General features: G+C 71.2%; 13 protein-coding genes and 2 pseudogenes. 7 read left to right on the top strand and 8 right to left on the bottom strand.

Going from position 1 to position 13,339, the window contains the following annotated elements:
• The first annotated feature begins 80 nt into the window (after positions 1–80).
• Together LJB71_RS09410 and LJB71_RS09405 are read left to right on the top strand one after the other, a co-directional pair.
• Complete coding sequence (locus tag LJB71_RS09410; protein WP_259303980.1) at positions 81–2,135, top strand: M13 family metallopeptidase; 2,055 nt, start codon at positions 81–83, stop codon at positions 2,133–2,135.
• Between the two features lie 88 nt (positions 2,136–2,223).
• On the top strand, positions 2,224–2,406 hold the full coding sequence (locus LJB71_RS09405; protein WP_259303979.1) for a DUF2892 domain-containing protein: 183 nt from the start codon (positions 2,224–2,226) through the stop codon (positions 2,404–2,406).
• Between the two features lie 52 nt (positions 2,407–2,458).
• Here LJB71_RS09405 and LJB71_RS09400 read toward each other — a convergent pair whose 3' ends face one another.
• The gene (locus LJB71_RS09400; RefSeq protein ID WP_259303978.1) at positions 2,459–3,106 is read right to left on the bottom strand and encodes a peroxiredoxin; all 648 of its coding nucleotides are present in this window, start codon (positions 3,104–3,106) and stop codon (positions 2,459–2,461) included.
• Positions 3,107–3,261: 155 nt separating this feature from the next.
• Between LJB71_RS09400 and LJB71_RS09395 the strand changes: the two genes are divergently transcribed.
• Positions 3,262–3,516 carry a hypothetical protein gene (locus LJB71_RS09395; protein WP_259303977.1) on the top strand — a complete coding sequence of 85 codons (255 nt, stop codon included), beginning with the start codon at positions 3,262–3,264 and terminating at the stop codon, positions 3,514–3,516.
• A gap of 17 nt (positions 3,517–3,533) precedes the next feature.
• Here the strand turns inward: LJB71_RS09395 and LJB71_RS09390 are convergent, their stop codons facing one another.
• The 3 genes from LJB71_RS09390 to LJB71_RS09380 form a co-directional block, all read right to left on the bottom strand.
• Positions 3,534–4,277 (bottom strand): hypothetical protein, encoded by a 744-nt coding sequence (locus LJB71_RS09390; RefSeq protein WP_259303976.1) that lies wholly within the window; start codon positions 4,275–4,277, stop codon positions 3,534–3,536.
• 318 nt (positions 4,278–4,595) lie between these two features.
• A complete protein-coding gene (locus tag LJB71_RS09385) occupies positions 4,596–5,501 on the bottom strand; it encodes a M56 family metallopeptidase (RefSeq protein WP_259303975.1) in 906 nt (301 codons plus the stop codon).
• A complete protein-coding gene (locus tag LJB71_RS09380) occupies positions 5,494–5,880 on the bottom strand; it encodes a BlaI/MecI/CopY family transcriptional regulator (RefSeq protein WP_114960492.1) in 387 nt (128 codons plus the stop codon). The genes LJB71_RS09385 and LJB71_RS09380 overlap by 8 nt, the downstream gene beginning before the upstream one ends.
• Positions 5,881–6,063: 183 nt before the next feature.
• Here LJB71_RS09380 and LJB71_RS09375 point away from each other — a divergent pair, with 183 nt between their 5' ends.
• Entirely contained in the window at positions 6,064–6,330 is a 267-nt protein-coding gene (locus LJB71_RS09375; RefSeq protein ID WP_114960493.1) for a DksA/TraR family C4-type zinc finger protein, read from the top strand.
• A gap of 72 nt (positions 6,331–6,402) precedes the next feature.
• On the opposite strand, the gene LJB71_RS09370 is transcribed toward LJB71_RS09375, so the two are convergent.
• Both LJB71_RS09370 and LJB71_RS09365 read right to left on the bottom strand, forming a co-directional pair.
• Positions 6,403–7,812 carry a hypothetical protein gene (locus LJB71_RS09370; RefSeq protein ID WP_259303974.1) on the bottom strand — a complete coding sequence of 470 codons (1,410 nt, stop codon included), beginning with the start codon at positions 7,810–7,812 and terminating at the stop codon, positions 6,403–6,405.
• A 134-nt stretch (positions 7,813–7,946) separates the two neighbouring features.
• Positions 7,947–8,429, bottom strand: a complete 483-nt coding sequence (locus LJB71_RS09365; protein ID WP_259303973.1) for a hypothetical protein — start codon at positions 8,427–8,429, stop codon at positions 7,947–7,949.
• A 472-nt stretch (positions 8,430–8,901) separates the two neighbouring features.
• On the opposite strand from LJB71_RS09365, the gene LJB71_RS09360 reads away from it, so the two are divergent.
• Complete coding sequence (locus LJB71_RS09360; protein WP_259303972.1) at positions 8,902–9,786, top strand: M1 family aminopeptidase; 885 nt, start codon at positions 8,902–8,904, stop codon at positions 9,784–9,786.
• A gap of 21 nt (positions 9,787–9,807) precedes the next feature.
• On the opposite strand, the gene LJB71_RS09355 is transcribed toward LJB71_RS09360, so the two are convergent.
• Positions 9,808–11,004 (bottom strand): TIGR03862 family flavoprotein, encoded by a 1,197-nt coding sequence (locus LJB71_RS09355; protein WP_259304780.1) that lies wholly within the window; start codon positions 11,002–11,004, stop codon positions 9,808–9,810.
• Positions 11,005–11,141: 137 nt separating this feature from the next.
• Between LJB71_RS09355 and LJB71_RS09350 the strand changes: the two are divergent.
• Both LJB71_RS09350 and LJB71_RS09345 read left to right on the top strand, forming a co-directional pair.
• A pseudogene (locus LJB71_RS09350) lies at positions 11,142–11,895 on the top strand (sulfurtransferase).
• Complete coding sequence (locus LJB71_RS09345) at positions 11,892–12,047, top strand: hypothetical protein (protein WP_259303971.1); 156 nt, start codon at positions 11,892–11,894, stop codon at positions 12,045–12,047. Before LJB71_RS09350 ends, LJB71_RS09345 begins: the two are co-directional and overlap by 4 nt.
• A 9-nt stretch (positions 12,048–12,056) precedes the next feature.
• On the opposite strand, the pseudogene LJB71_RS09340 reads toward LJB71_RS09345, so the two are convergent.
• Positions 12,057–13,258, bottom strand: a pseudogene (locus LJB71_RS09340) (NAD(P)/FAD-dependent oxidoreductase).
• Positions 13,259–13,339 lie beyond the last annotated feature (81 nt).

Raw genomic sequence — 13,339 nt, 5'->3', positions numbered from 1 at the left:
TGGCCAACCAAAGTCACGGGCGCCCGCGGGCGCCAGCCGCTACCCTCGGACATTCCTCACATGATTACAGGTATCGATCCATGAAGCGTTCCCTGCTCGTCCTCGGCATCGCCGGCGCCTTGGCCGCAGCCACTGCGATCGCCGCCACCCCGGCCGGCAAAGCCCAGATCGGCGATTTCGGCGTGGACCTGTCCGCGCGCGATCTGTCGATGAAACCAGGCGACGACTTCAACCGTTATGCCAGCGGCCACTGGATCGACACCTACCAGCTCAAGGATTACGAGACCAATTACGGCTCGTTCAACCAGCTGCGCGACCGCGCCGAGGAGCAGACCCGCGCGATCATGGACGGGCTGCTGGCGCGCAAGGACCTCGCCCCGGGCAGCAATGCGCAGAAGCTGCGCGACTACTACCTGAGCTTCACCGACCGCGCCACCCGCGACGCCGCCGGGATCAGGCCGCTGCAGCCGGTGCTGGACAGGATCGCCGCGATCGACGGCAAGCAGGCGCTGGTCGCAGCGTTCGGCAATGCCGATCTCGATGGGAGCGATGCGCCGTTCCGCTTCTACGTCGGCATCGACCGCAAGAACCCCGACCGCTACCAGGTCAACCTCGGGGTCGGTGGCCTGGGCCTGCCGGACCGCGACTACTATCTCAACCCCGACCCGCGCTTCGCCAAGATCCGCGAGGCCTACGCGGCCCACATCCAGCGCATGCTGGGCTTTGCCGGCATCACCGGGCCTGAGGCCAGGGCGCGCGCCGAGGCGGTGCTGGCGCTGGAGACCGCGCTGGCCAGGCCGCAGTGGGACCGGGTGAAGCTGCGCGATCGCGACAAGACCTACAACGTCCTGACCTTCGCCGAACTGCAGCAGAAGTACCCCGGCTACGACTGGGCCGCGCAGCTGCGCGCGCAGCAGATGCCGCAGCCGGCCGATCTCAACGTCACCACGCCGGACGTGCTGCAGCCGGTGATCGATCTGATCGACGCCACCCCGCTGGCCACCTGGCGCGATTACCTGACCTTCCATGCGGTGGACGGCAACGCCGATCTGCTGAGCAGCGAGATCGACCAGGCCGCGTTCGAGTTCAACGGCAAGGTGCTGGGCGGACAGAAGGCGCAGCGCGAGGACTGGAAGCGGGCGCTGGCGATGGTCGGCGCGCGCAACGGGCTGGGTGACGCCCTCGGCGAGCTGTACGTCGCGCGCTACTTCAAGCCGGAGTCGAAGGCGGCGATGGATGAGCTGGTGGAGAACCTGCGCGCGGCGCTGCGCCAGAACATCGAGCAGCTGGACTGGATGGGCCCGGCGACCAAGGCCGAGGCCCTGCGCAAGCTGTCCACCTTCCGTCCCAAGATCGGCTACCCGTCGAAGTGGAAGGACTATTCCAGCGTCGCCATCAAGCCGGGTGACCTGCTGGGCAATGCGGTGGCGCTGCGCAAGTTCAACCGCGCCGACCAGAACCGCCGGGTCGGGCAGAAGACCGACCGCGAGGAGTGGGGCATGACCCCGCAGACGGTGAACGCCTACTACAACTCGGCGTTCAACGAGATCGTGTTCCCGGCCGCCATCCTGCAGCCGCCGTTCTTCGACGTGAACGCCGATCCGGCGGTGAACTACGGCGGCATCGGCGCGGTGATCGGCCACGAGATGGGCCACGGCTTCGACGACCAGGGCAGCAAGTCGGATGCCGACGGCATTCAGCGCAACTGGTGGACCGACGAAGACCGCGCCCGCTTCGAGGCGCGCACCCAGGCGCTGGCCAGGCAATACGACGCTTATTGCCCGCTGCCGGGCCAGTGTGTGAACGGCGGGCTGACCCTGGGCGAGAACATCGGCGACCTCGGCGGCCTGTCCATGGCCTACACCGCCTACCAGCTCAGCCTGAAGGGCAAGCCGGCACCGGTGATCGACGGCCTGACCGGCGACCAGCGCTTCTACCTGGCCTGGGCCCAGGTCTGGAAGGGCAAGTACCGCGACGAGGCGCTGCTGCGCCTGATCAAGACCGACCCGCACTCGCCGGTGATGTTCCGCGCCAACGGCCCGCTGCGGAACCTGGACGCGTGGTACCGCGCGTTCGACGTCAAGCCGGGCGATGCGATGTACCTGCCGCCGGAGCAGCGCGTGCGGATCTGGTGATGCCGGCGGCCCGCGGATCGCCTGCCGCTGCAAGCGGCAGGCGATCGGCGCATACTCGTGGCCGCAACCTCAAATGGAGAGCAGCGTCATGCAGGCGAACGTGGGGAGCATCGACAAGTGGCTGCGGATCCTGATCGGCCTGGCGCTGATCGCCTGGGCCGTGCTCGGCGGGCCGGTCTGGGCCTGGATCGGGGTCGTTCCGCTGGCCACCGGGCTGTTCAATTTCTGCCCGCTGTACAGGTTGATCGGCATCAATACCTGCCGGCGCTGAGCGTCGGCAGGCGCGATTGGCTCGGGGCCGCGGCCACGCGGCTCGGCACGCGTCAGCCGCCCTTGGCAGATGACTTGGGGGATGGCTTCGCGGCCGGAGCGGCCGGGGTCTTGCTGGCCGTGCCCTTGCCGCCGGCACCGGCATGTGCGGCCTGCAGCGCGTCCAGCATCTGCTTGACGTGCTGGTTGGGGTTCATCGCGTCGTACTCGGCGAGGATGCGGCCGTCCTGCCCGATGAGGTAGGACGTGCGGCTGGACAGGTCCGGCTTCAGCATCATCGTGGCGTCGAAGGTCTTGGCGATCTTCGCGCCCTCGTCGGCGGCGACCGGGAACTTGCCGGCGCACTTCTCGGTGTCCTTGGAGAATTCCGCCAGCTGGCCGATGTTGCCGGCGGTGAGGCCGATCACGCTGGCGCCGTGCGCCTTGAACTTGTCGATCGCCTGCGAGAACGCCGCGGCTTCGACGTTGCACCCCGGGGTGAAGGCGGCCGGGAAGAAATAGACCACCACCGGGCCCTTGGCCAGCGCGGCCTTGAGGTCGAAGGTGAAGGGCTGCGCGGCGAGGAACGCCGGCGCGCTGAACATCGGCGCGGGCGTGCCGGGCTTGAGCGCGGCCAGCGCGACGGAGGGAAGGGCGGCGGCGGCGAGCAGGCAGGCGAGGGCAAGACGGCGCGTGGGACGCTCCAGGCAGGGTGGGGACAACCCAGCTTACGCCCAGGAGGCGCAGGATGGATGCAGGCGCGGCCGGCTGTGCGGCCGCAGCATGCGCGGCCGGGCCGGCTTTGCTAGCGTCGGGACATGCATAACGCGTCTTCCCCGCCGTCGCCGGAACCCGCCTCGCCGCCTTCACGTTCGGGATGTCCGTGTTCTCCCTGCCGATGGTGGCCGAACGCGACGTGGACATGGTCACCGCCTGCGTTTCCAGCGCGAACGCGGTCCTGCGCAACAAGCCGGTGATGCTGCTGTGGGCCGCGCTGCTGGCGGCGATCACTCTGCTGGCGTTTGCCACCGCCTTCCTCGGACTGGCGGTGGCGATGCCGTGGCTGGCCTACGCCACCTGGCACGCGTATCGCGACACTCTTGAACCCGAAGAATGGCCGCCGCTGGAGTGAGACGGCGGCATCGCTCCTCAACGCAGCAGGGGCTGTGCCAGCCCGCGTGCGACGGCATCGTCGATCAGCTTGCGGGTCTTGCCGTCGGCGGCCTGTGCGGCCTGCTCGATCCGGTGGCCAAGCGCTTCCATGTCCTTTCCGATCGCCTGCATGGGCGCGCTGGCGGCCTCCATGCGCGCGCCCACCTCGCGCAATTGCTCGCTCTGCACGCGGATACGGCGGGTCTGCGCCTCCACCCGGGCCGACTGCTCGCGCAGCTGGGCGGACAATGCATCCGATTCCGCCGCAAGGGCGCTGCGCTGGCGCTCGAGATCGGCGCGTTCGCCGTCATCGGCCTTGCGCATGCGCTGGGCGATCTGGGCCTGGCGCGCGGCGAGTTCCGCCTGGCGCGAAGCCAGTGCCGCCAACCGCGACGTCTCCGCATCCAGCCCCGCCGGCATGGCGGGCGGCTGCGCGCGATCCATCTCCAGCTGCAATGCCTGGAGCCGCTGCTGGTGCGGGGCCATCTGCACCTGCAGGGCCTGCATCTGCCCGTCCAGTGCATTCAGGGGTGCCCAGGCCGCTTCCACCTGATCGAGCAGGCCGGGATCGCGCAGCACCAGATGCTGCTTGCCACGCCGGACCAGCAGGAAGTCGCCGTCGATGCGCGCGCGTGCGGCTTCGAGCGCGGCCTGATCTTCGCGGCTCCACGTGGCCATCGTGCGGGTCGTGCCGTGGCGGACCAGGCTGTAGCCGTTGCCGTCGGGGCTGCGAGTGGACATGTGGAGCGGCGGCGGGGGCAGAGGCGGGAGCGGCGGCGGGGGCAGAGGCGGGAGCGGCGGTGGGGGCACCGCAGGCGGGGCCAGGGGGGGCGGGCGGTGCGGGCTCGGCCGGCGGTGCAGGCGGTGTGGGGTCCGCCAGCACCGCAGGCGGTGCCGGCGGAGGCGATGGGGGCAGGCCGGCGGAGGCTTGCGCGGGTGCGGTCTGGGCAGGCGTGGCCTGCACATAGGCCGCGATGCCGGCCAGGGCCAGACCCAGCAACGGCAAGCTGGCCAGCGACAGCAGCTGGCTGCGGGCAATGCCGGAACGGCGGGGGCGGATCAGATGCTGGATGCGTGCCATGAGCTGGCCTCCTCGGGCGGCCGGTGCGAAGCGTGGGAGCGTGGGCGTGGATGCAGCGAACGAGCGGTCGAGTTCCGCCAGGGCCAGCGCCAGCCGGCGGCGATCCCCAGCGCGTTGGCGGCCAGGTCGTCGGCGATGAGCTCGCGCTCCTCGCGGATCCGACGCGACAGCCACCAAACGACCGGGTGGTAGAACAGCAGGGTCTCGACCACGCCCTGCAGCAGGTTGACCAAGTAATCGTGGCGACGTACGTGCGCCAGTTCGTGTGCGATCAGTGCCTCGAGCAGCGACGCTGGCATGCGCAGGGCCAGTGCGGCGGGCACCAGCACCATCGGCCGCCACCAGCCGGCCACGACCGGCGAGGCGATGTCCCGGCTCAAGCGCACGAGGACTGGGTTCCGCAGCCCGATGCGTAGCGCCAGGGGATCGGCCATGGCTTGCAGGACGCCGTTGTCGTCCGCCCATGCGCGGCGGCGCAGGCGCCCGATCCAGAGCAGCCCGCCCGCCATCCGCAGCGCGAGCAGCCCGGCCCCCGTCGCCCAGCCAACCACCAGCCAAGGCCAGCGGACGGCGGCACCGGAGGCCGTGACCTCGGGCAGCAATGGCCAGCCGGAGAGCGCGGCGGGCGCCGTCGTCGGCAGGTCGGCACCGGCGGCGGATGCGGCAAGCGACGGGCTGGCCAGCAACCAGCCCAGGGTGAGCAGCGGCGATAGCAGTGCCGCGAACAGGGCCAGGCAGGCGATGGCGTAGCGGGTCTGCGCGCGGGCGTCGCGCAGCAGGGCCAGCGCGCCGGAGGCGAGCAGCGCAAGCAAGGTCCCCTGCCACAGGAAGTGGAGCAGGGTGGCCCCCAGTGCCGGCGCCAGCAGGAAGAAGGCATCACGCATCGCGGTTCTCCTCCAGGAAGCGCTGGATTTCGGCACGTTCCTCGTCGCTGACCCGGTTGCCGCGCAGCGCCGCCATCACCAGCGCCTTGCCGGAGCCGGAAAACGCCTTGTGGATGAGGTCGTCCAGCAGCCGGTTCTGCAGCGAGCCCTGCGCCTGCACCGGCGCATAGACGTGCGCGCGCTGGCGTTCGTCGCGGCTCAGCAGACCCTTGCCGTGCATGATCTGGAGCAGGCGCAGCACGTTCGCGTACGACAGCTCCGGGCGCTCGCGCTGCTGCGCTTCATGGACCTGGCGGGCGGTGCTGGGGCCGAGTTGCCAGAGCGTGCGCAGCACCTCGAGTTCGGCGGGGGTCGGCTTCGGCAGGCGGGGCTTGGGCATGGCGAGGCGTGGGCATTCCATCTGGGTTGGAGGGATGCTGCCCTTGATAGAAAAATTTGTCTAGAAAAATATTTCTATTTCCGACGGACGGTCATGCCGACGTTCAGCTCCCGGGCAGTCCGCGGGCGGCGCCGGGTGTATCGTCGCGGCGGGATTGCGATGGCAGGCGGCGGGAGGTGGGGCATGGCCACCGGTTGGGCGGGCGACGGGGCGGTGCAGGAGCAGATCGATGCGACCGTGAAGGACGGCATCGCGCGGGCGCGCAGCCGGCTCCCCAGCGGGCCGGGGCTGACGCACTGCGAGGAATGCGAGGCGGTGATCCCCGAGGCGCGGCGCAAGGCCATCCCCGGCGTGCGCCTGTGCGTGGCTTGCCAGCAGGCGCGGGATGCCGAGGAGGCCGCGTTCGCCGGCTACAACCGCCGCGGCAGCAAGGACAGCCAGCTGCGCTGAACGGCTTGGCCGTGCCCCGAAAGACAACGCCCGGCACCAGGCCGGGCGCTGCAAGGGCGGAACGGGCGCACCTCAGTTGATGATGCTGAAGGCCAGGATCATCCCCAGCACCGCCGGCAGGATGGTCGCGCTGCCGTTTTCGTAGCGGCCGTATTCGTAGCGGCCGTAATAGCCGTCGCGGTAGCCGCGCTCAAACCCCTGGCGGAAGTAGTAGCGGTAGGCATCGAAGCTGACGTAGTAGCCGGGGTAGCCGTAGCTGCCGTCGATCCACGCGTAGTTGCCGCGGTAGTCGAACCGCCAGTGGTCGTAGCGGTCGGCCTGGCCGGCGTACCAGCCTTCGCGATAACCGTCGCGCACCGCCTGGCGCAGGACTTCCGCGCCGTAGCTGTTGGTGCTGTACCAGCGGCCGTCGAAGCCGTAGCGGTAGCCGTAGGGCGTGTAGAAGAACGGGTCGTTGTAGTAGTCGAAGCGGTACGCATTCCAGCGCGCCTGCGCCGCCATCCAGCGCCGCCAGTAATCCTGCTGGTAGCGGTACTGGGCGTTGCGGCGCTCGCGCTCCAGCCGGTCGCGCTGGCGGTCGTAGTCGGCGCGGCGGCGCGCCTCGTCGCGCTGCCACTCCGCCTGTTGCCGGCGCTGCTCCTCGATCCTGCGCTGGCGCTCGGCATCCGGGATGCGGCCGGGGCGGTCATCGCCGCGGTTGCCGGGCCAGCCGGGGCGCCCGGGCGGGCCCTGCTCGTTGCGGCGCGCCTGCGCCTCGCGCTCCAGGCCCTGCTGGATCGCCCAGTCTTGCGGGCTGCGCGGGGCTTCCGCCGGGCGGTTGCCGTCGTTGCGCCGCTGCGGGTCGGCCATGCGCTGGTCCTCGAAGCGCTGGCGCTGTTGCTCGCGCTGCATGTCCAGCCGCTGCTGGTCGGCGACGCGCTGGTCCTCGAAGCGCTGGCGTTGCTGCTCGCGCTGCATGTCCAGCCGCTGCTGGTCGGCGACGCGCTGGTCCTCGAAACGCTGGCGTTGCTGCTCGCGCTGCATCTCGATGCGCTGCTGGTCGAGCCGCTGCTGGTCCGCCATGCGCTGCTCGTCGAAGCGCTGGCGCTGCTGCTCGCGCTGGGCATCCTGCTGCTGGCGCTGCATCTGCTGGCGGGCCAGCTCGCCCCAGTTCTCCTGGCGCTGCGCATCCTGGCCGCGCGGCAGCCGCATCTCGGGGGCCGCCTGGCCGGGGTTGAACGGCGGGCGCTCGATGCGTGCCGCCGGCGGCTCGACCTGCGCCGGACGCGGGAAGTCGTTCCCACGCATGGCCGGGGCGGGGGCCGGCGGCCGGTTTTCCGGCGCGGGCGGCGGGCTGGGGCGTGCGCGTTCGGCCTGGCGCTGCCAGCGTCCTTCTTGGCGGTCGCCGTTGTCCTGGGCGGCGGCCGGCATCAATGCGCCCAGTGCCAGCGCGGAGCCCAGCACGGCCAGGGCCAGCGGACGGAAAGCGGGAATGCGGTTCATGGCGGGTGTCTCCCCGGGCGCGACCCATTCGCGCCCTTGCCGGCAGTAGGCGGTTTTCGGGATGAATCGTGGCTGAGATTTCCGCGTCCCGCAAAGGGCCGCCAGTGCGCGTTCAGAATGCGTGAAGCCGGGCTTCAGCCGCGGCGCATGACCAACGACAGTGACGGGGTGCCGGCGATCGTGCCAAGGTGGTGGAAGTCCCTCCGATGCCCGCCGCCATGCCTGTCCGTCGCTGCCTGCTTGCCTTCGCCCTGTGCGTTCCCGCCGTCGCCCTGCGCGCCGAGCAGCCGCCGCTGACCGCCACCACCGCCGCCACCGGCCTGCCGCGCACGCCGGAGCAGCTGGCGACCACGATCGAACTGGCGGACCTCGCGTTCAAGGTCGATCCCGCGCGCAAGTGGCTGGACGCGGACGCGCACCTCACCCTGCGCCTGGCGCGCCCGCTGCAGGCGCTGGTGGTGGACCTGGACCGCAATTACGCCGTATCCGCGGTGGAGGTGGACGGCCGCCCGGTGCGCTGGAGCAATCCCGAAGGACGCATGCGCATCGCGTTGGAGGCGCCGCTGCCGGCCGGAGCGCGGCCAGTGCTGCACATCCGCTATGCCGGGCACCCGCACGAGGCGAAGAAGGCGCCGTGGGACGGCGGCATCGTCTGGGCCACCGCGCCGAGCGGCGAGCCGTGGGTGGCCACCGCGGTGCAGGGCGAGGGCTGCGACCTCCTGTGGCCGTGCATCGACCACCCGCTGGCCAAGCCGGAGCGGGTGGTGCAGCACATCACGGTGCCGGCGCCGCTGGTGGCGGCCAGCAACGGCGTGCAGACCGGGATGGACGAGCAGGACGGCTGGCGCACCTACCACTGGAGCGCGCGCCAGCCGGCCACCTACGCGATCGCGCTCAACATCGGCCCGTACGCGCTGCTGCAGGCCGACTACAAATCCCGCTACGGCAACACCATCCCGCTGCGCTTCTGGTACCTCAAGGGCCGCCGCGCCCAGGCCGAAGAGCTGTTCGCGCAGTTCGCGCCGATGCTGGAGTTCTTCGAGGAGAGGATCGGCCCGTACCCGTTCGGCGACGAGAAGATGGGGGGTGGTGGAGACCCCGCACCTGGGCATGGAGCACCAGACCATCAATGCCTACGGCAACGACTACCGCAAGGCCGAGACCGGCTACGACTGGCTACTGCAGCACGAGTTCGCGCACGAGTGGTTCGGCAACCAGCTGACCAATACCGACTGGGACGACTTCTGGCTGCACGAGGGGTTCGCCACCTACATGCAGCCGCTGTATTTGCAGTGGCTGCGCGGCGACATGGAGTACTTTGCCGCGCTGATGAAGATGCGCTCGGTGCTGATGCTGAAACACCCGGTGGTGGCCGGCCGCCCGATGCTGGAGAAGGACGTCTCGGATGCCAGCCGCGGCCCGGGCAACGACGTGTACTACAAGGGCGCGCTGATGCTGCACACCCTGCGCGGACTGATCGGCGACGACGCCTTCTTCCACAGCATCCGCGAGCTGGTGTACGGCACGGACGATCCCAGACCCGGGCAGTTCCGGCCGCGCCAGGCCTCGACCGACGATTTCGTCGCGATCGTGAGTCGCGTCACCGGGAAGGACTACCGCTGGTTCTTCGATGCCTACCTGCGCACGGTCAAGCTGCCGGCGCTGCTGGCCGAGCGCGACGGCGGCACGCTGCACCTGCGCTGGCAGGTGGAGGGCGACCGGCCGTTCCCGATGCCGGTGCAGGTGCGCATCGGCCGCCGCGTGGTGGAGGTGCCGATGGCCGGCGGGCAGGGCGCGGTGGCGATCGCGGCGGACGAGAGCTACACCCTGGATCCGCATTCGAAGGTGCTGCGCGACCTGCCGTACATGGCCGAGTTCCAGCAGGACCAGGCCGAGCGCGCGCGGGCCGCGGCGGAGGCGGCCAAGGCGGCGGCGAAAGCGGCAACGGGCAGCGCGGCTACGGAAAAGCGCTGAAGGCGACCGTGCCGGGATGGCTCAGGCGCGCGCCTGCAGGTAGCGCGCCGCGCCCTCGCCGGCGAGGCGGCCACTGGCGAAGCAGGCGGTGAGCAGGTAGCCGCCGGTCGGGGCTTCCCAGTCCAGCATCTCGCCGGCGCAGAACACGCCCGGCAGCGGCTGCAGCATCAGCCCCGCGTCCAGCGCCTCCAGCCGCACGCCGCCGGCGCTGGAGATCGCCTCGGCCAGCGGGCGCGGGGCGCGCAGGCGCAGCGGCAGCCGTTTCAGGCAGGCCGCGATCCGCGCCATGTCCGGCGGCCCGTCCTGCGCCGACGGCGGGTCCAGCACTTCGAACAGCAGCGCGCATTTGGCGGCGTCCAGCCCGGACTGGCGGCGCAGGTGTTCGCCCAGGCTGCGGCCCTTGCGCGGTTTGCCCAGGTCGGCCGCCAGGCGGGCCTGATCGCGGCCCGGCACCAGGTCCAGGCGCAGCAGCGCGCTACCGTCGCGGGCGATGGCAGCGCGCAGGTCGGCGCCGATCGCATACACCAGGCTGCCCTCGATCCCGGTCGCGGTGAGCACGCATTCGCCTTGCAGCGCCTGCGCGCGGCCTTCGGCATCGTGCCAGTGCGCGACCACCGGCTTCAGCGGCGCGCCGGCGAAGCGGGTGGCCAGATGTTGGCTCCAGCCGATGTCGAAGCCGCAGTTGGCCGGACGCAGCGGCGCGATGGCGACGCCGCGCGCGCGCAGGATGTCGATCCAGCCACCGTCGGAGCCCAGCTGCGGCCAGCTGCCGCCGCCGAGGGCGAGCACGACCGCCTGCGCCTGCACGCGGCGTTCGCCCGCGGGCGTGGAGAAGCGCAGCGCGCCGTCCGCCTCCCAGCCCAGCCACCGGTGGCGCACATGCATCTGCACGCCCGCGTCCTTCAGCCGGCGTACCCAGCTGCGCAGCAGCGGCGCCGCCTTGTGGTCGCGTGGGAACACCCGGCCCGAACTGCCGACGTAGGTCTCCACCCCCAGCCCGGCGGCCCAGGCGCGCAGGGCCGCGGCGTCGAAGCCGTCCAGCCAGCGTGCGACCTCCGCCGCACGCTCGCGGTAGCGGGCGTCGAAACCCGGTCGCGGCTCGGAATGGGTGAGGTTCAGGCCGCCCTTGCCCGCGATCAGGAACTTGCGCCCCACCGAACCCTTGGCCTCGAATAGGTGCACCTCGACACCGGCTGCGCGCGCGGTTTCGGCCGCCATCAGGCCGGCGGGGCCGCCGCCGATCACGGCCAGCCGGGGGAACCATCGAACGTTCGCATCCGCACAGGATGCCGTGTCGGCAGCCTGCGGGCGACTAGAATGCGCGCTTTGCCGCCGAGCGCACCGGGCCACCCCGCATGATCCTCAACATCGCCGCCTACCTGTTCGTGGCCATCGACGATGCCGATGCGCTGGCCGCGCGCCTGCGTGAGCGCGCCGAGGCCGCGGCGCTGCGCGGCACGATGTTGGTCACCCCGGAAGGCCTGAACCTGTTCCTCGCTGGCGTGGAGGCACCGTTGCGCGAGTTCCTGGCGTGGCTGCGCGCCGACCCGCGCTTTGCCGCCCTGCATGCCAAGGAGAGCTGGAGCCGGGCGCAGCCGGTTCGCGCGGCTGAAGGTCAAGCGCAAGGCCGAGATCATCACCTTCCGCCGCGAGGCCGCCTCGCCGCTGGCGACCGGCATGCGCGCGCCGGCGGTGGATGCGCCGACGCTGGCGCGCTGGATCGCGCAGGGACACGACGATGCGGGGCGCCGCCTGGTGGTGCTGGACACCCGCAACCGGCAGGAGATCGCGCACGGCACCTTCGAGGGTGCGCTGACCCTGGCGATCGACCGTTTCAGCGACCTGCCGGCGGCGCTGGCCCCGCACCGCGAGGCGCTGCGCGATGCCACCGTGGTCAGCGTGTGCACCGGCGGCATCCGCTGCGAGAAGGCGGCGCTGTGGATGCGCGCGGACGGGATGGGCAACGTGCTGCAGCTGGATGATGGCATCCTCGGCTATTTCGAGCGCGTCGGCGGGGCCGGCTACAGCGGCCGCTGCTTCGTGTTCGACGAGCGCATCGCGCTGGATCCGCAGCTGCGACCGCTGGCCGATGCCATGGAGGCCGCATGACCTGGGTCGGGGCGGTCCTGCTGGTGCTGGGCGTGTGGCTGGCGTTGAAGGTCGCCGGCGTGCTGTTCAAGCTGCTGCTGTGGGCGCTGGCGGTGTTCGCGGTGTGGTGGCTGGTGCATCCCTACCTGGGCCTGCCGCTGCAGCCGTTCTGACGCGCCGGCTCAGCCGCCCAGCGCGTCGCCGGCGGCGTGGCCGCTGGCCCAGGCCCACTGGAAGTTGTAGCCGCCCGCCAGCCGGTGACATCCACCACTTCGCCGATGAAATACAGCCCAGGCACGTGCCGGGACATCATCGTGCTGGACGAGAGGCCGTTGGTGTCCACCCCGCCCAGGGTCACCTCGGCGGTGCGGTAGCCCTCGGTGCCGCTGGCCACCAGCGGCCAGTCGCGCAGCAGGGCGGCGATGCCGCCCCGTTCGCGCGGGGTGTACTGGCGCAGCGGTTTGCTGGCGAGCCAGTGCTCGCACAGGCGCTGCGCGAAGCGTTTGGGCAGCACCTCGGCCAACAGCGTCTTCAGGTCGGCGTTGCGCCGCGACTGCTGCCACGCGCGCAGCAGCGCATCCGCGTCCTGCCCGGGCAGCAGGTCCAGCCGCAGGTCGTCGCCGGGTTGCCAGTAGTTGGAGATCTGCAGGATCGCCGGGCCGCTGATGCCGCGGTGGGTCACCAGCAGGAAGTCGCGGAAGGCCATGCCGTTGCAGCGCGCCTCCACCGGCAGCGCCACCCCGGCGAGGTCGTGCAGGCGCTCGGCGTGCTTGCCGCTCAGCGTCAGCGGCACCAGCCCGGCGCGCGTGGGCAGCACCGCGTGGCCGAACTGCCGGGCCAGTTCGTAGCCGAAGCCGCTGGCGCCCATGCTGGGGATCGACAGCCCGCCGCTGGCCACCACCAGCGCCGGCGCCTCGAAGCGGCCCTGCGCGGTGTGCAGGCGGAAGCGGCCGGCGTCGGTGTGCTCCACCCGTTCGATCGCGCAGTGGGTGCGGATCTCCACCCCGGCGGCCGCGCATTCGGCCAGCAGCATGGCCACGATCTGCCTGGAGGACTCGTCGCAGAACAGCTGGCCGAGTTCCTTCTCGTGGTAGGCGATGCCGTGCCGCTCCACCCGCTCGATGAAATGCCAGGGCGTGTAGCGCGCCAGCGCCGACTTGCAGAAGTGCGGGTTGGCCGAGAGGTAGTTCGCGGGCGTGGTGCCGGTGTTGGTGAAATTGCAGCGCCCGCCGCCGGACATCAGGATCTTCTTGCCGATCTTGTTGGCATGGTCGAGCACCCGCACGCGCAGGCCGCGCTGGCCGGCGGTCAGCGCGCACATCAGGCCGGCGGCACCGGCGCCGATGACCAGGGCATCGCTGGACGTGGAGGGCGGGGCGGTCATCCCGTGTGGGGCCACGGCAAGGGCGGGGACATCATTGTCGCCGCAGCGCGCGCCCGCGCAGACCAGCGCGATGGCGGCCTG

Origin of the sequence: Thermomonas sp. S9 (assembly GCF_024704365.1) — a bacterium.
Taxonomy (GTDB): Bacteria; Pseudomonadota; Gammaproteobacteria; order Xanthomonadales; family Xanthomonadaceae; genus Thermomonas.
Note: the sequence above shows the minus strand (reverse complement) of the source record. Positions and strands in the feature narration are given on the sequence as shown.

Excerpts from the sequence above, each read along its gene's own strand:
- LJB71_RS09385 (WP_259303975.1), bottom strand. The coding sequence starts at position 5,501 with ATGCGTGATGCCTTCTTCCTGCTGGCGCCGGCACTGGGGGCCACCCTG.
- LJB71_RS09355 (WP_259304780.1), bottom strand. The coding sequence starts at position 11,004 with ATGGCGGCCGAAACCGCGCGCGCAGCCGGTGTCGAGGTGCACCTATTC.
- LJB71_RS09345 (WP_259303971.1), top strand. The coding sequence starts at position 11,892 with ATGACCTGGGTCGGGGCGGTCCTGCTGGTGCTGGGCGTGTGGCTGGCG.
- LJB71_RS09370 (WP_259303974.1), bottom strand. The coding sequence starts at position 7,812 with ATGAACCGCATTCCCGCTTTCCGTCCGCTGGCCCTGGCCGTGCTGGGC.
- LJB71_RS09390 (WP_259303976.1), bottom strand. The coding sequence starts at position 4,277 with ATGTCCACTCGCAGCCCCGACGGCAACGGCTACAGCCTGGTCCGCCAC.
- LJB71_RS09375 (WP_114960493.1), top strand. The coding sequence starts at position 6,064 with ATGGCCACCGGTTGGGCGGGCGACGGGGCGGTGCAGGAGCAGATCGAT.
- LJB71_RS09405 (WP_259303979.1), top strand. The coding sequence starts at position 2,224 with ATGCAGGCGAACGTGGGGAGCATCGACAAGTGGCTGCGGATCCTGATC.
- LJB71_RS09380 (WP_114960492.1), bottom strand. The coding sequence starts at position 5,880 with ATGCCCAAGCCCCGCCTGCCGAAGCCGACCCCCGCCGAACTCGAGGTG.
- LJB71_RS09410 (WP_259303980.1), top strand. The coding sequence starts at position 81 with ATGAAGCGTTCCCTGCTCGTCCTCGGCATCGCCGGCGCCTTGGCCGCA.
- LJB71_RS09395 (WP_259303977.1), top strand. The coding sequence starts at position 3,262 with ATGTCCGTGTTCTCCCTGCCGATGGTGGCCGAACGCGACGTGGACATG.